Origin of the sequence: Klebsiella sp. CTHL.F3a (assembly GCF_019890895.1) — a bacterium.
GTDB lineage: Bacteria > Pseudomonadota > Gammaproteobacteria > Enterobacterales > Enterobacteriaceae > Klebsiella > Klebsiella grimontii.
Genome location: NZ_CP082360.1, coordinates 4,550,670 through 4,570,260, shown reverse-complemented (window position 1 = coordinate 4,570,260; position 19,591 = coordinate 4,550,670). Strand labels below are relative to the sequence as shown.

Sequence of the window (19,591 nt, the reverse complement as noted above, 5' to 3'; positions counted from 1 at the left end):
CTATTCTTCGCGCTGCGACGATCCCCGGTATTCTCCGGCTTTTGCAATCACTCATGTTAACACTATGCTGCATACTATCCGTTGGCGAAACGCCATATCCGCTGTTGTTCTTACCCTGATGTTTTTTATCGGCTGTATTAGCGTTAACCCGGCGCTGGCGGCTGATTTACCTGAACGTTCTGAGGTCCAAAGCCAGCTCACGATGCTGAGTAAGCAAAAGGATCTGACCCCGCAGGACAAGCTGGTTCAGCAGGACCTGACCCAGACCCTGGAAACCCTCGATAAAATCGAACGCATTAAGACGGAAACGACGCAACTGCGTCAGCAGGTGACTCAGGCGCCAGCGAAAATGAATCAGGCTATCGATAGCCTCAACGCGCTAAGCGATGTACCCGATGATGAGGCGACGCGTAAAACGCTGAGCACGTTATCGTTACGTCAGCTGGAAGCGCGCGTCTCCCAGACGCTGGACGATTTGCAAAACGCGCAGAACGACCTGGCAACCTACAACAGCCAGCTCGTTTCTCTACAGACGCAGCCGGAACGCGTGCAGAATGCGATGTATTCCGCTTCGCAGCAGCTGCAGCAGATCCGTAATCGTCTGAATGGCACCTCGACGGGCGAGGAGACGCTGCGTCCTACCCAGCAGAATTTACTGCTGGCGCAGCAGGCTCTGCTGAATGCGCAGATAGACCAGCAGCGCAAAAGCCTGGAAGGCAACACGGTGCTGCAGGATACCCTGCAAAAGCAGCGTGATTACGTCACCGCCTACAGTAATCGCCTGGAACACCAGCTGCAGCTATTGCAGGAAGCGGTGAATAGCAAGCGCTTGACGCTGACGGAAAAGACGGCGCAGGAAGCCGTGTCCCCGGACGAAACGGCGCGTATTCAGGCCAACCCGCTGGTGAAGCAGGAGCTGGATATTAACCACCAGCTTAGCGAAAGGCTTATTTCAGCGACGGAAAATGGTAATCAGCTGGTTCAGCGCAATATCAAAGTGAAGACCTGGCTCGATCGCGCTTTGCAATCCGAGCGTGACATAAAAGAGCAGATCTCCGTGCTGAAAGGCAGCCTGCTGCTGTCGCGTATCCTTTATCAGCAGCAGCAAACGCTGCCCTCTGCGGAGGAGCTGAGCGATATGACGAACCGCATCGCTGACCTGCGCCTCGAGCAGTTTGAGGTTAACCAGCAGCGTGATGCGTTGTTCCAGAGCGATGCGTACGTCGCGAAGTTGGAGGAGGGGCATAGTAGCGAGGTGAATTCCGAGGTGCATGACGCGCTTCTCGAGATCGTTGATATGCGCCGTGAACTGCTCGATCAGTTTAACAAACAGCTGGGTAACCAGCTGATGATGGCGATTAACCTGCAGATCAACCAGCAGCAGTTAATGAGCGTGTCGACCAACCTGAAAGCCATTCTGACGCAGCAGATTTTTTGGGTAAACAGCAACCGTCCGATGGACTGGGAATGGGTTAAATCCTTCCCGGAAGCGCTGAAAGGGCAGTTTAAGGCGATGAAAATCACCGTAAACTGGGAAAAGGCCTGGCCTGCGGTATTTATCGCTTTCCTTGCCGGGCTGCCGCTGCTGTTGATCGCTGGGCTTATTCGCTGGCGTCTGCAGTGGCTTAAAGCGTATCAGGCGAAGCTGGCTTCACAGGTGGGGCAACTGCGCAATGATACTCAGCTCCACACGCCGAAAGCGATTCTTATCGATCTGATCCGCGCGCTGCCGGTGGTGCTGCTGATTCTGGCCATTGGTCTGATTCTGCTGACGATGCAGCTGAATATCAGCGATTTGCTGTGGGCCTACAGCAAGAAGCTGGCGCTGTTCTGGCTGGTGTTTGGCCTGTGCTGGAAGGTGCTGGAAAAAGACGGTGTGGCGGTGAGCCACTTTAATATGCCTTCGCAGTTGACCAGCCACTGGCGGCGGCAGATTGTCCGCGTAAGCCTTGCCCTGTTGCCGCTGAATTTCTGGTCCGTGATGTCGGAGCTGTCGCCGCTTCATCTGATGGATGACGTGCTCGGGCAGTTTGTGATTTTCCTCAACCTGCTGCTGATCGCGGTGCTTGTCCTGCCGATGTGCCGCGAGAGCTGGCGCGATAAAGAATCCCACAGCCTGCGCCTTATTACGGTCACCGTGCTATCGATTGTTCCTATCGCCCTGATGGTGCTGACGGCAACCGGCTACTTCTACACCACGCTGCGTCTTGCCGGCCGCTGGATTGAAACCGTTTATCTGGTGATGCTGTGGAACCTGCTCTATCAGACCGTTCTGCGCGGCCTGAGCGTGGCCGCCCGGCGTATTGCCTGGCGCCGTGCGCTGGCGCGCCGTCAGCATCTGGTTAAAGAGGGCGCTGAAGGGGCCGAACCCCAGGAAGAACCGACCATTGCCCTGGAGCAGGTTAACCAGCAAACGCTGCGTATTACGATGCTGGTGATGATTGCGCTGTTTGCCGTGCTTTTCTGGGCGATTTGGTCCGATCTGATCACCGTCTTCGCCTATCTCGACAGTATTACGCTGTGGCATTACAACGGTACGGAAGCCGGCGTCAGCGCCGTGAAAAGCGTCACCATGGGCAGCCTGCTGTTCGCGATTGTCGCGTCGATAGTCGCCTGGGCGTTAATTCGCAACCTGCCGGGCCTACTGGAAGTGCTGGTGCTATCGAGACTCAATATGCGCCAGGGGGCGTCGTATGCGATTACGACCATCCTTAATTACGCCATTATTGTTATTGGCGCGATGACGGTATTTGGCTCGTTGGGCGTCTCGTGGGACAAACTTCAGTGGCTGGCAGCCGCCCTGTCGGTTGGTTTAGGGTTTGGCCTACAGGAGATCTTCGGTAACTTTGTTTCCGGTTTGATTATTCTCTTTGAGCGCCCGGTGCGTATTGGCGATACGGTGACCATAGGCACCTTCTCCGGTACCGTCAGCAAAATCCGTATTCGCGCCACGACCATTACCGATTTTGACCGTAAAGAGGTCATTATCCCGAATAAGGCCTTCGTGACGGAACGCTTGATCAACTGGTCGCTATCCGACACCGTCACCCGCGTGGTCATCCGCCTTGGCGTGGCCTATGGTTCCGACCTGGATAAGGTTAAAGAAGTGCTGCTCCAGGCCGCGCATGAGCATCCGAAAGTCATGCAAGAGCCCGCGCCAGCGGTCTTCTTTACCACCTTCGGCGCCAGTACGCTCGATCATGAACTGCGCCTGTACGTGCGTGAACTTCGCGATCGCAGCTACGCGGTGGATGAGCTTAACCGCGCTATCGATCGTTTGTGTCGCGAGAACAATATTGATATTGCCTTTAACCAGCTTGAAGTTCATCTGCGCAATGAGAAAGGCGATGAAGTCACTGAGGTGAAGCGTGATAAAGGCGGCGATGCCTCGCCGACGATGGGCTAAGCATAATGGGGCGGCGGGGATGCCGCCCCGCAGGTTTTAATGGCTGAGCGAGGAGAGTTCTTCCTGGCTCAGGCCGGTCAGCTCCATCACCATCTTTGGATCCAGCCCGCTGGCGAGCATTTTCAGGGCAATGCTGCGCGAGTTTTCTTTACGCCCCTCCAGCCTTCCTTCTTTTCTACCTTTTTTACGACCTTTCTCTTCCAGCCATTCGGCAATCGTCATCATGAGCTCCTTGTGCCTGGGCGACTGCTTCGCCAGTTCGCGAATGAGTGGCCCGGGTTTTTCCGTGGATCCCGCCTGCAGCATATAGCGGATTAAGGTATTGATCTGATTTTCCGTCAGATATCCTTGCGCCAGTAGCCTAATCAGCATGGGTTGCAGTTCGGCCAGATCGCGCTGGCGGATATGCTTTTGCAACAGTTCCAGCATCGCCATACGCTGGTGGCGGAGGATGTGCTTATCTGGCATAACGGTCAGGTCCACCAGCGGAAAATCGCCGCCGTACAGCGCGCCGGCAAGCTCAGGATGGTCAAAAAGTTGGTGCTAGCTGCGCGTATGTGGCCAGGGGCTGACGGAGCCGTGATAAAACAGGATTGGGACCACCAGCGGCAGCGTCTCGTGGCCGGCGTCAAGGTGGCGCTGCATGGCCGCCAGCGTATAGCGCATCAGGCGAAAAGCCATCAGCTTATCCGGCGAGCTTTGGTGTTCAATCAGCGCGTAGATATACCCAGCCCCGTGCCTCGTTTGCAGGGAATAGAGAATGTCGGAGTAGCTGGATCGCAGGTCCTCTTCGATAAAGCTGCCGGACGCCAGCTGCAGCGTATTGAGATCGCAGATACTTAAAAACGGCGCGGGAAGGTAAAGCTGTAAAAAGTCGCGAGCGACCTCTTTCTGGGTCAGCATTTGACGAAAAATGGCATCGTGCGGCGTACGTGAGAATCTTTCCATGAGCATCTATCCGTTGTGGTAAAGGGCAGGCGATGACTCTGCCACCCCTACCGATCCGCCAACAGACTACTCAGGCGCGTTTTGCGAGGCTTCTTCCGCACTTTTTACTTTGTTTTCATAGTCACGACGGATAATTTCCAGCGCGGCTAGCACGGTTTGCGCAGGGACTTTATTTTCCTCAAGCAGCATAATTAAATCGACCGCCAGCTTGATCTCGTCAGGCGCATTTTCCAGCGACATACTTCTACCTCCAGTTAGCGTGTTAGGCGGGCCAGCCTGTTTTCAATTTTTTCCAGCGCATCGCGACAGCGGGCGAGGCGCCCGGTATAGGCTTCAACTTCCTTTGCCAGCCGTTGCTGGTCATCAAGGCTGATGGCTTGCGCCAGCCGTCTCTGGCGATCGTTGCGCATGGCCAGCAGGCGCCGTTCATACTCCTGATGCTGTATCCGTCGCCGCTGCCAGCGGCCAAGCGTTGGCGACGCGCTATCCCAGGCACGTAATGACCAGGTCGCCGTTTCCCGGCTAATTGCGGCGATTTGGGCCACAAGCTGTTCCGCCAGCCAGGCAACCTGCGCCAGCTGCTGGCGCTCGACCGCTTGTTTTAATTCCGTAAAGCGACTTCTGGCTTCATCAAGATAAGCCTGCATCTGCGTGCTGCGGGTTCGGAACAACTGGCGATCGAAACGCGGGCTGAGGGTCGCGTGATTCGCCATCGGCGCTACCTGAGCGGCCAGTTCCGCAAGCTGATTTTCCAGCGAATGTAAAAGCCGGGTGGTTTTCAAATAACTCCTCCATCCCCTGATAAGCAACTGTGCTACATTAGCGTTATCTTCTTGATAACGATTCGCATTATGCCACGTATTATTTTGATCATCATTGGCTGGCTGTCGGTGGCGTTGGGAACGCTGGGCGTTTTTTTACCGCTACTGCCGACGACGCCGTTTATCCTGCTTGCCGCCTGGTGTTTCGCCCGCTCGTCGCCGCGCTTTCACCACTGGCTATTGTACCGCTCATGGTTTGGCGGCTACCTGCGCCACTGGCAGCAATACCGGGCCATGCCGCCAGGCGCTAAGCCGCGGGCGGTGGTGATGATTTTACTGACCTTTGCTATTTCCCTATGGCTGGTTAATCTTACCTGGGTGCGCATCTTTCTGCTGATCGTTCTGGCCTGTCTGCTGATATTTATGTGGCGCATTCCGGTGGTTGATGCAAAGCAACAAAAGCACTGATGCGCAATAATGATGGTTGCAATTGTCGCTGACAGCCAGTAAATTCTGGCGTTTTCGAGCGCGGGTAAGCCTGGTCAAAGGTTAAACAAAAGTTTCCTTGGCCCATTTTGCATGTCCGCGAGTAATACCGTTTTAATCAGGCATAAACTTATGACCGCAACAGCACAGCAGCTTGAATATCTGAAGAACAGCATCCAAAGCATCCAGGACTACCCGAAACCTGGCATCCTTTTCCGTGATGTCACCAGCTTGCTGGAAGACCCAAAGGCCTATGCGCTCAGCATTGAACTGCTGGCCGAGCGTTATAAAGACGCGGGTATTACCAAAGTGGTGGGCACCGAGGCGCGCGGCTTTTTGTTTGGCGCACCGGTTGCGCTGGCGCTGGGTGTAGGCTTTGTTCCGGTACGCAAGCCGCGTAAGTTGCCGCGTGAAACCATCGCGGAAAGCTACGAGCTGGAGTACGGCACCGATCAGCTGGAAATCCATGTTGATGCCATTAAAGCAGGCGATAAGGTGCTGGTGGTTGACGATCTGCTGGCGACCGGCGGCACCATCGACGCCACCGTGAAGCTCATCCGTCGTCTGGGCGGTGAAGTGCATGACGCGGCCTTTATTATCAATCTGTTCGATCTGGGCGGCGAGCAGCGCCTGGAAAAACTGGGAATCAACTGCTATAGCCTGGTCCCTTTCCCGGGCCACTAAGCATTTCCCGCCACATAGCCTCGCTGATTGAGCGGGGCTGTGATAGCATGACCCCTCGTGATTTCACCTTCCAGCGTTTCAGAGCCAGCCCATGAGTTATCAGGTCTTAGCCCGTAAATGGCGCCCACAAACCTTTGCTGACGTCGTCGGCCAGGAACATGTGCTGACCGCACTGGCGAACGGCTTGTCGTTAGGGCGCATTCATCACGCATATCTTTTTTCCGGCACCCGCGGCGTGGGTAAAACCTCTATCGCGCGTCTGTTGGCAAAAGGATTAAACTGCGAAACCGGCATCACCGCCACGCCTTGCGGCGTCTGCGATAACTGCCGTGAAATAGAACAGGGGCGCTTTGTCGATCTGATCGAGATCGATGCCGCCTCGCGTACCAAAGTCGAAGATACCCGCGATCTGCTGGATAACGTTCAGTACGCGCCGGCCCGCGGCCGCTTCAAGGTCTATCTGATCGATGAAGTCCATATGCTTTCGCGCCACAGCTTCAACGCGTTGTTAAAAACGCTGGAGGAGCCGCCGGCGCACGTTAAATTCCTGCTGGCGACGACCGATCCGCAGAAGCTGCCCGTTACCATTCTTTCCCGCTGCCTGCAGTTTCATCTCAAGGCGCTGGACGTCGAACAGATTCGCCATCAGCTGGAGCATATTCTCGGCGCCGAGCAGATCGCGTTTGAACCGCGCGCGCTGCAGCTGCTGTCGCGCGCAGCGGACGGTAGCCTGCGCGATGCGTTAAGCCTGACCGATCAGGCCATTGCCAGCGGCGATGGCCGTCTGACGGCAGAATCCGTCAGCGCCATGCTCGGCACCCTTGACGACGATCAGGCGTTATCGCTGATTGAGGCGCTGGTGGCTGCCGACGGCGAGCGGGTTATGGCCGGTGTGAATGAGGCTGCCGCCCGCGGCGTAGAGTGGGAGGCCTTGCTGGTGGAGATGCAGAGCCTGTTGCACCGTATTGCGATGGTTCAGCTCTCGCCGTCGGCGCTGGGAACGGATATGGCCGCGATTGAGCTGCGCATGCGCGAGCTGGCGCGGACGGTGCCGCCAACCGATGTTCAGCTGTACTATCAAACGCTACTGATTGGCCGCAAAGAGCTCCCGTACGCCCCGGACAGACGAATGGGGGTTGAGATGACGCTTCTGCGTGCGCTGGCTTTCCATCCGCGTATGCCGTTACCGGAACCGGAGGCGCCGCCGGTGCCGGCCATTCAGGCCGCACCCGTCCAGCAGGCCGTTCCAGAATCCGCGCCGCCGCCGCCGAATTTGCCGCAGACCACTAGCCAGGTGCTGGCGGCCCGCAGCCAGCTGCAGCGTAGCCAGGGAGCGCCCACCCCAAAAAAGAGTGAACCGGCAGCCGCTTCTCGCGCGCGGCCGGTGAATAACGCTGCGCTGGAACGACTGAGTTCGATTACCGAGCGCGTACAGGCGCGTCCGGCTGCGGCTGCGCTGGAAAAAGCCCCGGCGAAAAAAGAAGCCTATCGCTGGAAATCAACGACGGTTGTTGAAACCGTAAAAGAAGAAGTGGCGACGCCAAAGGCGCTGAAAAAAGCGCTGGAGCATGAAAAAACGCCGGAACTGGCGGCGAAACTGGCAGTCGAAGCGGTCGAGCGCGATAGCTGGGCGGCGGAAGTCAGCCAGCTCGCGGTGCCAAAACTGGTGGAGCAGGTGGCCCTTAACGCCTGGAAAGAGCAGGAGGGCAATCGCGTCTGCCTGCATCTGCGTCCGAGCCAGCGTCACCTGAATTCGGCGGGTGCGCAGCAAAAGCTGGCGGAAGCGCTCGGCATTTTGTACGGTACGCCGGTTGAATTGACCATCGTGGAAGATGATAATCCCGCGATGCGCACGCCGCTTGAGTGGCGGCAGGCAATTTATGAAGAAAAGCTCGCGCAGGCGCGTGAAGCGATTATTGCGGATAATAACATTCAGACCCTGCGTCGATTCTTCGATGCGGACCTGGATGAAGAGAGTATTCGCCCCATTTGATTGCAAGTCTGACTTGCGGTCAGCATCCTTAACGATGACTTACTGAGAGAGAAGCCTATGTTTGGTGGAAAAGGCGGTCTGGGTAACCTGATGAAGCAGGCCCAGCAGATGCAAGAAAAAATGCAGCAGATGCAGGAAGAAGTGGCCCGTCTGGAAGTGACCGGTGAGTCCGGCGCTGGGCTGGTAAAAGTCACCATCAACGGCGCGCACAACTGCCGTCGCGTTGAGATCGACCCGAGCCTGCTGGAAGACGACAAAGACATGCTGGAAGATCTGGTGGCCGCCGCGTTTAACGACGCCGCCCGCCGCATCGAAGAAACGCAGAAAGAAAAAATGGCGTCCGTATCCGCCGGTATGCAGCTGCCGCCAGGCTTTAAGATGCCGTTCTGATGCAGACCAGTCCGCTGTTAACGCAGCTTATGGAAGCACTGCGCTGCCTGCCGGGCGTCGGCCCGAAGTCGGCGCAGCGCATGGCGTTTACCCTGCTGCAGCGTGACCGCAGCGGCGGGATGCGCCTGGCGCAGGCGCTAACGCGCGCGATGTCGGAAATCGGCCACTGCGCCGATTGCCGCACCTTCACCGAGCAGGAGGTGTGCAATATTTGCAGCAACCCTCGGCGCAAGGAAAACGGCCAGATTTGCGTGGTAGAGAGCCCAGCGGATATCTACGCTATCGAGCAGACCGGGCAGTTTTCCGGTCGCTACTTTGTGCTGATGGGCCACCTGTCGCCGCTTGACGGGATTGGGCCGGATGACATTGGGCTCGATCGTCTGGAACAGCGTCTGCGTGACGAATCGATGCAGGAAGTGATCCTTGCGACCAACCCAACGGTGGAAGGAGAGGCGACGGCGAATTATATCGCCGAGCTCTGCGCGCAGTATGGCGTAGACGCGAGCCGTATCGCCCATGGCGTTCCGGTTGGCGGCGAGCTGGAAATGGTTGACGGCACGACGCTGTCCCACTCTCTAGCCGGGCGGCATAAGATTCGTTTTTAATCAAACGGAGGCGCTTTTCGGGGCCTCCGCTTGAAAACCTCTCCCTCTGTCCCCATCTCACCCTCAACGGTTTTTTTACCATTAACAATGGCATTGTTGAGGTTGATTTAGATGAAAGGACAAGAAACTCGTGGTTTTCAGTCAGAGGTCAAACAGCTTCTGCACCTGATGATCCATTCTCTTTACTCCAATAAAGAAATTTTCCTGCGTGAGCTGATTTCCAACGCCTCCGATGCGGCCGACAAGCTGCGCTTCCGCGCGCTGTCCCAGCCGGATCTGTACGAAGGCGACGGCGAACTGCGCGTGCGTGTTTCATTTGATAAAGACAACCGCACCCTGACCATCGCCGATAACGGTATTGGTATGAACCGCGATGAAGTCATCGACCATCTCGGCACCATCGCGAAGTCCGGCACCAAGGCGTTCCTTGAGTCCATGGGCTCTGACCAGGCGAAAGATAGCCAGCTGATTGGTCAGTTCGGCGTAGGTTTCTACTCGGCGTTTATTGTCGCCGATAAAGTCACCGTCCGTACCCGCGCGGCGGGCGACAGCGCCGAAAACGGCGTATTCTGGGAATCCGCTGGCGAAGGCGAATATACCGTTGCCGACATTAACAAAGCCGATCGCGGTACCGAGATCACTCTGCACCTGCGCGAAGGCGAGGATGATTTCCTCAACGACTGGCGCGTGCGTTCGATCATCAGTAAATACTCCGATCACATCGCGCTGCCGGTAGAAATTGAAAAACGCGAAGAAGTGGACGGCGAAACCGTGATCTCCTGGGAGAAAATTAACAAAGCCCAGGCGCTGTGGACGCGCAATAAGTCGGAAATCAAAGACGACGAGTACAACGAGTTCTACAAGCATATTGCCCACGATTACAGCGATCCGCTGACCTGGAGCCACAACCGCGTTGAAGGTAAGCAGGAGTACACCAGCCTGCTGTATATCCCGTCGCAGGCACCGTGGGATATGTGGAATCGCGATCATAAACACGGCCTGAAGCTGTACGTGCAGCGCGTCTTCATCATGGATGACGCCGAGCAGTTTATGCCCAACTATCTGCGCTTCGTTCGCGGCCTGGTCGACTCCAACGATCTGCCGCTGAACGTGTCGCGTGAAATTCTCCAGGACAGCAGCGTCACCCGCAATCTACGCACCGCGCTGAGCAAGCGCGCCCTGCAGATGCTGGAAAAACTGGCGAAAGACGACGCGGAAAAATATCAGACCTTCTGGCAGCAGTTTGGCCTCGTGCTGAAAGAAGGCCCAGCGGAAGATCAGGCTAACCAGCAGGCCATCGCCAAACTGCTGCGCTTCGCCAGTACCTATACCGACTCCGCCGCGCAGACCGTGTCGCTGGAAGAGTACGTCTCCCGCATGAAAGAAGGGCAGGAGAAGATTTACTACATTACCGCCGACAGCTACGCCGCTGCGAAGAGCAGCCCGCATCTGGAACTGCTGCGTAAGAAAGGCATTGAAGTGCTGCTGCTTTCCGATCGCATCGACGAGTGGATGATGAGCTATCTGACCGAGTTCGACGGCAAGCCGTTCCAGTCGGTGGCGAAAGCCGATGAGTCGCTGGATAAGCTGACGGACGAAGTGGATGAAACCACTAAAGAAGCCGAGAAGGCGCTGGAGCCGTTCGTTGAGCGTGCCAAAACCCTGCTCGGCGACCGGGTGAAAGAGGTTCGTCTGACCCATCGTCTGACCGATACGCCGGCCATCGTCACCACCGACGCGGATGAAATGAGCACCCAGATGGCGAAACTGTTTGCCGCTGCGGGCCAGGCCGCGCCGGAAGTGAAGTACATCTTTGAGCTGAACCCGCTGCATCCGCTGGTAAAACGCGCGGCGGATACTCAGGACGATACGCAGTTCGGCGAGTGGGTTGAGCTGCTTCTCGATCAGGCGCTGCTGGCCGAGCGCGGTACGCTGGAAGATCCGAACCAGTTTATCCGCCGTATGAACCAGCTGCTGGCGTCGTAATCTTTACCCTCACCCTCACTCTCTCCCGGCAGGAGAGGGCCGGGGTGAGGGTATCAAACCGCACGCTACGTAAAATATCTCACCATTAACCGTTTCAGCCGCCCCGCCTTCCTTGAGCCATCCGCGTTCTGGTGGTATGGTTTAGCGTTTTTTGAAAAATTGAATCAACTTTTGAGGGGATTTTCGTAATGCGTATTATTCTGCTTGGCGCTCCGGGCGCGGGTAAAGGAACTCAGGCTCAGTTCATCATGGAGAAATACGGTATTCCGCAAATCTCCACCGGCGACATGCTGCGTGCCGCGGTGAAGTCAGGCTCCGAGCTGGGCAAACAGGCGAAAGATATTATGGACGCCGGTAAGCTGGTCACCGACGAACTGGTTATCGCCCTGGTTAAAGAGCGTATTACTCAGGAAGATTGCCGCAATGGTTTCCTGCTGGACGGCTTCCCGCGCACCATTCCGCAGGCTGACGCCATGAAAGAAGCGGGCATCACCGTGGATTACGTGCTGGAATTCGACGTTCCTGACGAACTGATCGTTGACCGCATTATCGGCCGTCGCGTTCACGCAGCTTCCGGCCGCGTTTATCACATTAAATTTAATCCGCCGAAAGTTGAAGGCAAAGACGACGTGACCGGCGAAGAGCTGACCACCCGTAAAGACGATCAGGAAGAGACCGTGCGTAAGCGTCTGGTTGAATACCATCAGATGACGGCGCCGCTGATCGGCTACTATCAGAAAGAAGCAGAAGCGGGCAACACCCAATACGCGAAAGTCGATGGCACCAAAGCGGTGGCCGACGTTCGCGCTGAACTGGAAAAAATCCTCGGTTAATTCCGTTAGTTCTCATCCCGTCGCGGCGGGGTGAGAACTCCTCTCATTTTACCTTTTTCTATGATTGGTTCCGTTTAGCGCCATTTCAGCTACAATTGTCAGCGATTCAAATGGTTAAGAGGCGGTAATGCATCAGACGAAAACAGGTATCTTATTAGCCAATTTAGGCACTCCCGATGCGCCCACGCCCGACGCGGTAAAGCGCTATCTACGGCAGTTTCTTAGCGATCGGCGCGTGGTGGATACCTCCCGCCTACTGTGGTGGCCGCTGCTGCGCGGCGTGATACTGCCCCTGCGCGCGCCCCGGGTCGCTAAGCTCTATCAGTCCATCTGGATGGAAGACGGCTCGCCGCTGATGGTCTATAGCCAGCAGCAGCGGCAGGCGCTGGCTGCGCGGCTTCCGGATACGCCGGTGGCGCTGGGAATGAGCTACGGTTCGCCGTCGCTGGAGAGCGCGGTTGATGAGTTGCTGGAGCAGGGGGTGGATCACATCGTGGTGCTACCGCTTTATCCGCAATACTCCTGCTCCACCGTGGCGGCGGTGTGGGATGAGCTGGGACGTATCCTTGCCAAAAAACGCGCGATCCCCGGAATTTCTTTTATTCGCGACTACGCCGATGACGTGGACTATATTCACGCGCTGGCCGCCAGCGTGCGCGCGTCCTTTGCGGTGCACGGCGAGCCGGATTTACTGCTGCTCTCCTATCATGGCATCCCGCAGCGGTATGCCCAGCAAGGGGACACCTATCCTCAGCGCTGTCGCGATACCACCCGTGAGCTGGTTTCAGCCCTGGGGCTGCCGCCTGACCGGGTGATGATGACGTTCCAGTCGCGCTTTGGTCGAGAGCCCTGGCTGACGCCCTACACCGACGAAACGCTGAAAATGCTCGGTGAGAAAGGGGTGAAGCATATTCAGGTTATCTGCCCCGGCTTTTCCGCCGATTGCCTGGAGACGCTGGAGGAGATCGCGGTGCAGAACCGGGAAATCTTCCTCGAAGCCGGCGGCCAGCAATATGAGTACATTCCGGCGCTTAATGCGGACACCGCGCATATTGAAATGATGGTCAACCTGACGGCGAAATATCGCTGATCGCGCGTGCGGCGGGGAGTATGCTACTATTCCCCGCTTGTTCACTGTCAATAAATCGCCACTATGAAATTTCCCGGTAAACGCAAATCCAAACACTATTTTCCCGTCAACGCTCGCGATCCGCTGCTGCAGCAAATTCAGCCGGACAATGAGTCTAACGTCGCTTGGGTGGTTGGTATCGATCAAACCCTGGTCGATATCGAAGCGAAAGTGGATGAGGCGTTTATCGTACGCTACGGCCTGAGCGCCGGGCATTCGCTGGTGATTGAAGATGATGTCGCCGAAGCGCTGTATCAGGAACTGGTTCGCAACGACCTGATTACCCACCAGTTCGCCGGCGGCACCATCGGTAACACCATGCACAACTACTCGGTGCTGGCGGATGACCGTTCGGTTCTGCTTGGCGTCATGTGCAGCAATATTGAAATCGGCGGCTACGCTTACCGCTACCTGTGCAACACCTCCAGCCGTACCGATCTGAACTACCTGCAAGGGGTGGATGGGGCGATTGGGCGCTGCTTTACGCTGATTAGCGACTCCGGCGAGCGCACCTTTGCGATCAGCCCCGGGCATATGAACAAGCTCCGTCCGGAAAGCATTCCGGAAAGCGTGATCGCTGGCGCTTCCGCGCTGGTGCTGACCTCCTATCTCGTACGCTGTAAGCCGGGCGAGCCGATGCCGGACGCGACGATGCAGGCCATCGCATATGCGAAAAAGCACGATGTACCGGTGGTTCTGACTCTGGGCACCAAATACGTCGTTGCCGATAACCCGGCGTGGTGGCAGACGTTCCTTAAAGAGCACGTTTCCATTCTGGCGATGAATGAAGAGGAGGCGGAGGCGCTGACCGGGCTGTCCGACCCGCTGCTGGCTTCCGACAAGGCGCTGGAATGGGTTGACCTGGTGCTGTGCACCGCCGGGCCTGCCGGGCTGTATATGGCCAGCTTTACTGAGGATGAGGCTAAGCGCAAAACGCAGCATCCGCTGCTGCCGGGCGCGATTGCCGAGTTTAACCAGTATGAATTCAGCCGTGCGATGCGCCATCAGGATTGCGAAAATCCGCTGCGTATTTATTCGCATATCGCACCCTATATGGGCGGGCCGGAGAAGATCATGAATACCAACGGCGCGGGAGACGGCGCGCTGGCGGCGCTGCTGCACGATATTACCGCCAATAACTATCATCGCAACAACGTGCCGAACTCCAGCAAGCACAAGTGCAAGTGGCTGACCTATTCCTCGCTGGCACAGGTGTGTAAATACGCTAACCGCGTGAGCTATCAGGTGCTGAACCAGCATTCGCCGCGCCTGACCCGTGGCCTGCCGGAGCGTGAAGACAGCCTGGAAGAAGCTTACTGGGATCGTTAAGAGCCCAGATAAAGCTGGCCCCGGTCAACCGGGGCCGAAACATTAACCGGTAATAAGCTCGCCGGCTGGCGGCGTTTCAAGCAGCTGCAGCATGGCGCGGGCGATTTCCCGTTCGCCCATCACCACCTGGTTAGCGCCGCGTTCGACGATATATTCCACCTCATCGTCGTAATGCGCGCGCGCGATGATCTCGATATTCGGGCATTTTTCTCGCGCGGAAGCGACGATTTCACCGGCCTCATAGCCGTTAGGAATGGTCAGCAGCAGCCAGCGGGCGCAGTCCAGATGCGCCAGATTCATAATCTCTTCATTGGCGGCGTTGCCTAATACCGCGCGAATACCGCGTGCGCGCAGTTCGTCTACGCGAGTCCGCGATGTTTCAATCACCACCAGCGGAACGCCCTGCGCCATCAGTTTTTCACCGAGCAGGCTCCCGACGCGGCCGAAACCGACCAGCAGCGCATGGTTACAGATATCGACGGGGATCTGTTTCTCTTCTTCAAGCACTTCTTCGAGAGTCTGTTCATCCAGCGTCTCGGTTTTATCGAGGTATTTTTCCAGTAGGGTAAACAGGACCGGGTTGAGCATGATGGAGATAATGGCGCCGGCAAGCACCAGGTTCTGCCCGGCCTGCGGCAGCAGATCCAGCGCCATTCCCAGACCGGCAAGAATAAAGGCGAATTCACCGATTTGCGCCAGACTGGCGGCAATGGTCAGGGCAGTGCGCGGCGAGTGGCCGAACATCCGCACCAGGAAGAAGGCGGCAGCCGATTTACCGAAAATGATGATAGCCAGCGTCGCCAGTACTGCCAGCGGCTGCTCGAGCAGAATCATTGGGTCAAACAGCATTCCCACGGAGACAAAGAACAGCACGGCGAAGGCGTCGCGTAGCGGTAGCGTATCGTGGGCCGCGCGATGGCTGAGTTCGGATTCATTGAGCACCATACCGGCGAAAAAGGCGCCGAGGGCGAAGGAGACGTCAAATAGCTCAACGGCGCCAAAAGCGATACCGAGCGCTAACGCCAGTACCGATAGGGTAAACAGCTCGCGCGAACCGGTTGCCGCGCTGCGCGACATAATCCACGGCACCAGGCGGCGGCCCACCAGCATCATAATCGCGATAAAGGCGACGACTTTGCCGATGGTAATACCCATATCAAGGGCCAGGGAAGCCAGACCCACGTCGCCTTTCTCCGTCATGCCTGCGACCGCTGGCAGCAGCACCAGCGTCAGCACCATCACCAGATCTTCAACAATCAACCAGCCGATGGCGATTTGCCCCCGCTGGCTATCAATAAGCTGTCGTTCTTCCAGCGCGCGCAGCAGCACCACGGTACTGGCGGTAGAAAGACACAAACCAAAGACGATGCCGGTCATTAACGACCAGCCCAGCATGGCAGAGAGCGCCATACCCAACAGCGTCGCCACGGCTATCTGGGCGATAGCGCCCGGGATGGCGATGGCCTTAACCGCCATCAAATCTTTTAAGGAGAAATGCAGACCCACGCCGAACATCAGCAGGATCACGCCAAGCTCGGCCAATTCTGGCGCCAGCTTGGTATCAGCAACAAAACCCGGGGTAAAAGGTCCGGCCAGCACGCCCGCTAATAAATATCCCACCAGAGGAGAAATACGTAGCTTATTGGCAATCATGCCGAGAATAAAGGCGAGCACAAGGCCGCCGACAATGGTGGTGATTAGCGGTGTTGCGTGGTGCATTCCGTCTCCTTGCAGTGGTGAGCTGATCCATTTTCGGCACAAAAACCAAAAAACCGAATAATAGTTTATGACACTTTTAGCGGTTTTGTTTATGAATAATCGTTGAATTTTGCAGAAAAATGCAATTGACGTGCTAAAAAGCACGGAGCGCAAAATGGCATCAGCTTATGCGGGGTAATGCTGGTGGAGTAAGGGATTGTGGCAGCCAAAGTTACACTTTGGCTGCCGAAAAATCAGGACTTTTGATGGTTGTTAGGTAGAAATATCGTCAGGATGCCGATAAGAGGCAGGAAAGCACAGATTTTATAGACCAGTTCGATACTGGTATGGTCAGCTAAAAGCCCCAGCACCGCGGCTCCAAGGCCGCCCATGCCAAAGGCGAAACCGAAAAACAAACCAGAAACCATGCCGATCCGCCCCGGGAGGAGCTCCTGGGCATAGACCAGAATAGCGGAAAAGGCCGATGCGAGGATAAAACCAATAATCACCGTCAAAATGCCGGTCCATTCCAGCGATGCATAGGGTAAAACAAGGGTAAATGGCGCTACGCCAAGGATAGAGCCCCAAATAACATATTTACGCCCAATCTTGTCGCCAACAGGCCCTCCAATCACCGTTCCTGCTGCGACGGCAAATAGAAAGGCAAACAGGTGGAACTGGGCATTTTGTACCGATAATCCGAATTTTTGCATCAAATAAAAGGTGTAATAGCTGCTGATGCTCGCCATATAGAAATATTTCGAGAAAATCAGCATTAACAGGATGCTAACCGCCAGAATGACTTTATTTTTCGGCAGCGGATTAACAATGGCCGCTTTCGGTTTACCTTTGTTCAGACGGTGCTGAGCGGCATACCAGCGGCTGATCTGCGCCAGCACGACAATCGCCAGCAGCGCCGCCAGGACAAACCAGCCAACGTTCCCTTTGCCGTAGGGGGCGATAATCAGCGCCGCAAGCAGCGGCCCCAACGAGCTGCCGAAATTGCCGCCGACCTGGAATATCGACTGCGCCAGGCCATGGCGCCCGCCGGAGGCCATGCGCGCCACGCGAGAAGACTCCGGATGAAAGACCGACGATCCGGTCCCGACCAGCGCTGCAGCGAGCAGAACCATGCCAAAGCTTCCCGAGATTGCCAGCAGCACCAGACCGCTCAGGGTAAAGCACATGCCAATCGGCAGCGACCACGGCATCGGATGTTTGTCGGTCAGGTAGCCGACAACAGGCTGTAGTAGCGATGAGGCCAGCTGGAAAGTGAGGGTGATCATCCCAATCTGCACAAAGGTTAGTGAGAACTCGGCCTGGAGCAGCGGGTAGATAGCCAGAATAAGCGATTGGATCATATCGTTCAGCAAATGCGAGAGGCTGATAGCCCCGAGAATGCGAAACGAGGTGCGTGCTTTTTGCGGCGCAGCAGCAGGGCCGGATAAGGGTTGTGCGGTCTGATTCATTGCCATAGGTTCGCTTAAGTGTTTTTTATAGAGGATGCAGGTGGAATTATTATCTGCCTAACATACCTGCCGCTAAGGTTTGAAGGAAGTCGCAATTCTGAAAACATATTTGTCTAATCCGCTAACTCGCTATACTTTCGGCACTTGTTACTTTGTCAGGGAGAGAAATATGCACCTTATTAAGCGAGGCGTCGCGCTGGCGCTATTCACCGCGGTATCGCTGGGGAGCCTGTCTGCGCAGGCTTATGAGCAGGATAAAACCTATAAAATTACCATCCTGCATACGAACGATCATCATGGCCACTTCTGGCGCAGCGACTATGGCGAATACGGGCTGTCAGCACAAAAAACGCTGGTGGACGGCATTCGCAAAGAGGTGGCGGCCGAGGGCGGCAGCGTGCTGTTGTTATCCGGCGGTGATATCAACACTGGCGTGCCGGAATCCGACTTGCAGGACGCGGAACCCGATTTTCGCGGGATGAACCTGATTGGCTATGATGCGATGGCAGTCGGTAATCACGAGTTTGATAATCCCCTTAGCGTACTGCGTCAGCAAGAAAAATGGGCGAAGTTCCCGTTCCTCTCCGCCAATATTTACCAGAAAAGCACCGGTGAACGTTTGTTCAAGCCGTGGGCGCTGTTCAAGCGCGGCGGACTGAATATTGCGGTTATCGGCCTGACGACCGACGATACGGCTAAGATTGGCAATCCCGAGTTCTTTACCGATATCGAGTTCCGTAAGCCGGCGGAAGAGGCCAAACTGGTTATCCAGGAACTGCAGCAGAACGAAAAACCGGATGTGATTCTGGCCACTACCCATATGGGACATTATGACAACGGCGCCCACGGCTCTAATGCGCCTGGCGACGTTGAGATGGCGCGCAGCCTGCCGACGGGGGCGCTGGCGATGATCGTTGGCGGTCACTCGCAGGATCCGGTATGCATGGCGTCGGAGAATAAAAAGCAGGTGGATTATGTCCCGGGCAGTCCGTGCGCGCCGGACAAGCAGAACGGTATCTGGATCGTGCAGGCACATGAATGGGGTAAATATGTAGGCCGCGCCGACTTTGAATTCCGCAACGGTGAAATGAAGCTGGTGCACTATCAGCTGATCCCGGTCAACCTGAAGAAAAAGGTCACTTACGACAACGGCGAGAGCGAGCGCGTGCTTTATACGCCGCAAATCGCCGAAAGCCCGCAGATGCTCTCTCTGCTGACGCCGTACCAGAATAAAGGCAAAGCGCAGCTGCAGGTGAAAATCGGTAGTGTGAACGCGCATCTGGAGGGCGATCGCAGCAAAGTGCGTTTTGTGCAAACCAATATGGGACGTCTACTGCTGGCGGCGCAGATGGCGCGGAGCAATGCTGATTTCGCGGTGATGAGCGGCGGCGGGATACGTGACTCGATTGAAGCGGGCGATATCACCTATAAAGACGTGATGAAGGTACAACCTTTCGGCAACGTGCTGGTGTATGTCGATATGAGCGGTAAGGAAGTGACGGAGTATCTGACCGCAGTGGCGCAGATGAAGCCCGACTCCGGCGCCTATCCGCAGTTTGCCAACGTCGGTTTTGTGGCCAAAGACGGCAAGCTTAACAATTTGACCATCAAAGGCGAACCGGTGGATCCGGCGAAGACTTACCGTATGGCGACCCTGAGCTTCAACGCCACCGGCGGCGACGGCTACCCGCATATCGATACCAGGCCCGGCTATGTGAATACCGGCTTTATCGATGCCGAAGTGCTGAAAGAGTATATCCAGAAAAACTCACCGCTGGACGCGGCGGCCTATGAGCCGAAAGGCGAGGTGAGCTGGCAGTAACGTCCGAGCGACTCCCCGGTGGCGCTGCGCTCACCGGGGCTTCAGGTCTAAG

Annotated in this window: 15 protein-coding genes, 1 pseudogene and 1 other annotated feature; of the genes and pseudogenes, 11 read left to right on the top strand and 5 right to left on the bottom strand. The window is 56.4% G+C overall.

Features of this window, described 5'->3' with window-relative positions:
• Positions 1-64: 64 nt before the first annotated feature.
• A complete protein-coding gene (gene mscK, locus K7H21_RS21495; protein WP_004129918.1) occupies positions 65-3,406 on the top strand; it encodes a mechanosensitive channel MscK in 3,342 nt (1,113 codons plus the stop codon).
• A gap of 36 nt (positions 3,407-3,442) precedes the next feature.
• Here the strand turns inward: mscK and K7H21_RS21490 are convergent.
• The 3 genes and pseudogenes from K7H21_RS21490 to priC all read right to left on the bottom strand — a co-directional run bounded on the left by K7H21_RS21490 (position 3,443) and on the right by priC (position 5,136).
• Positions 3,443-4,354 (bottom strand): annotated as a pseudogene (locus tag K7H21_RS21490) (Rpn family recombination-promoting nuclease/putative transposase).
• A gap of 66 nt (positions 4,355-4,420) precedes the next feature.
• Entirely contained in the window at positions 4,421-4,594 is a 174-nt protein-coding gene (gene rsmS, locus K7H21_RS21485) for a pleiotropic regulatory protein RsmS (protein ID WP_004129925.1), read from the bottom strand.
• Positions 4,595-4,608: 14 nt separating this feature from the next.
• Positions 4,609-5,136, bottom strand: a complete 528-nt coding sequence (priC, locus tag K7H21_RS21480; RefSeq protein ID WP_223035352.1) for a primosomal replication protein N'' — start codon at positions 5,134-5,136, stop codon at positions 4,609-4,611.
• A gap of 69 nt (positions 5,137-5,205) precedes the next feature.
• Here priC and K7H21_RS21475 point away from each other — a divergent pair, with 69 nt between their 5' ends.
• The 9 genes from K7H21_RS21475 (at position 5,206) to K7H21_RS21435 (ending at position 14,550) form a co-directional block, all read left to right on the top strand.
• A complete protein-coding gene (locus K7H21_RS21475; RefSeq protein WP_004129932.1) occupies positions 5,206-5,583 on the top strand; it encodes a DUF454 family protein in 378 nt (125 codons plus the stop codon).
• Positions 5,584-5,733: 150 nt separating this feature from the next.
• The gene (gene apt / locus K7H21_RS21470) at positions 5,734-6,285 is read left to right on the top strand and encodes an adenine phosphoribosyltransferase (RefSeq protein WP_004129935.1); all 552 of its coding nucleotides are present in this window, start codon (positions 5,734-5,736) and stop codon (positions 6,283-6,285) included.
• Between the two features lie 91 nt (positions 6,286-6,376).
• The gene (dnaX, locus tag K7H21_RS21465) at positions 6,377-8,278 is read left to right on the top strand and encodes a DNA polymerase III subunit gamma/tau (RefSeq protein WP_004129940.1); all 1,902 of its coding nucleotides are present in this window, start codon (positions 6,377-6,379) and stop codon (positions 8,276-8,278) included.
• Positions 7,611-7,675 (top strand) — a sequence feature (DnaX frameshifting element). (Overlaps the previous gene by 65 nt.)
• Before the next feature lie 57 nt (positions 8,279-8,335).
• Positions 8,336-8,668 carry a YbaB/EbfC family nucleoid-associated protein gene (locus tag K7H21_RS21460; protein WP_004129943.1) on the top strand — a complete coding sequence of 111 codons (333 nt, stop codon included), beginning with the start codon at positions 8,336-8,338 and terminating at the stop codon, positions 8,666-8,668.
• Positions 8,668-9,273 carry a recombination mediator RecR gene (recR, locus tag K7H21_RS21455; protein ID WP_004129946.1) on the top strand — a complete coding sequence of 202 codons (606 nt, stop codon included), beginning with the start codon at positions 8,668-8,670 and terminating at the stop codon, positions 9,271-9,273. Before K7H21_RS21460 ends, recR begins: the two co-directional genes overlap by 1 nt.
• A gap of 111 nt (positions 9,274-9,384) precedes the next feature.
• Entirely contained in the window at positions 9,385-11,259 is a 1,875-nt protein-coding gene (gene htpG / locus K7H21_RS21450) for a molecular chaperone HtpG (RefSeq protein ID WP_004129949.1), read from the top strand.
• A gap of 188 nt (positions 11,260-11,447) precedes the next feature.
• A complete protein-coding gene (gene adk / locus K7H21_RS21445) occupies positions 11,448-12,092 on the top strand; it encodes an adenylate kinase (RefSeq protein ID WP_004129951.1) in 645 nt (214 codons plus the stop codon).
• A gap of 127 nt (positions 12,093-12,219) precedes the next feature.
• Positions 12,220-13,182: a ferrochelatase gene (gene hemH, locus K7H21_RS21440; RefSeq protein WP_004129953.1), complete on the top strand. Its 963-nt coding sequence runs from the start codon at positions 12,220-12,222 to the stop codon at positions 13,180-13,182.
• Positions 13,183-13,245: 63 nt separating this feature from the next.
• Complete coding sequence (locus K7H21_RS21435; protein ID WP_004129955.1) at positions 13,246-14,550, top strand: inosine/guanosine kinase; 1,305 nt, start codon at positions 13,246-13,248, stop codon at positions 14,548-14,550.
• A gap of 42 nt (positions 14,551-14,592) precedes the next feature.
• Here the strand turns inward: K7H21_RS21435 and ybaL are convergent, their stop codons facing one another.
• On the bottom strand, positions 14,593-16,269 hold the full coding sequence (ybaL, locus tag K7H21_RS21430; protein WP_004129956.1) for a YbaL family putative K(+) efflux transporter: 1,677 nt from the start codon (positions 16,267-16,269) through the stop codon (positions 14,593-14,595).
• A gap of 233 nt (positions 16,270-16,502) precedes the next feature.
• On the bottom strand, positions 16,503-17,723 hold the full coding sequence (locus K7H21_RS21425) for an MFS transporter (protein WP_004129958.1): 1,221 nt from the start codon (positions 17,721-17,723) through the stop codon (positions 16,503-16,505).
• Between the two features lie 163 nt (positions 17,724-17,886).
• On the opposite strand from K7H21_RS21425, the gene ushA reads away from it, so the two are divergent.
• Complete coding sequence (gene ushA / locus K7H21_RS21420; protein WP_049115812.1) at positions 17,887-19,539, top strand: bifunctional UDP-sugar hydrolase/5'-nucleotidase UshA; 1,653 nt, start codon at positions 17,887-17,889, stop codon at positions 19,537-19,539.
• Positions 19,540-19,591 lie beyond the last annotated feature (52 nt).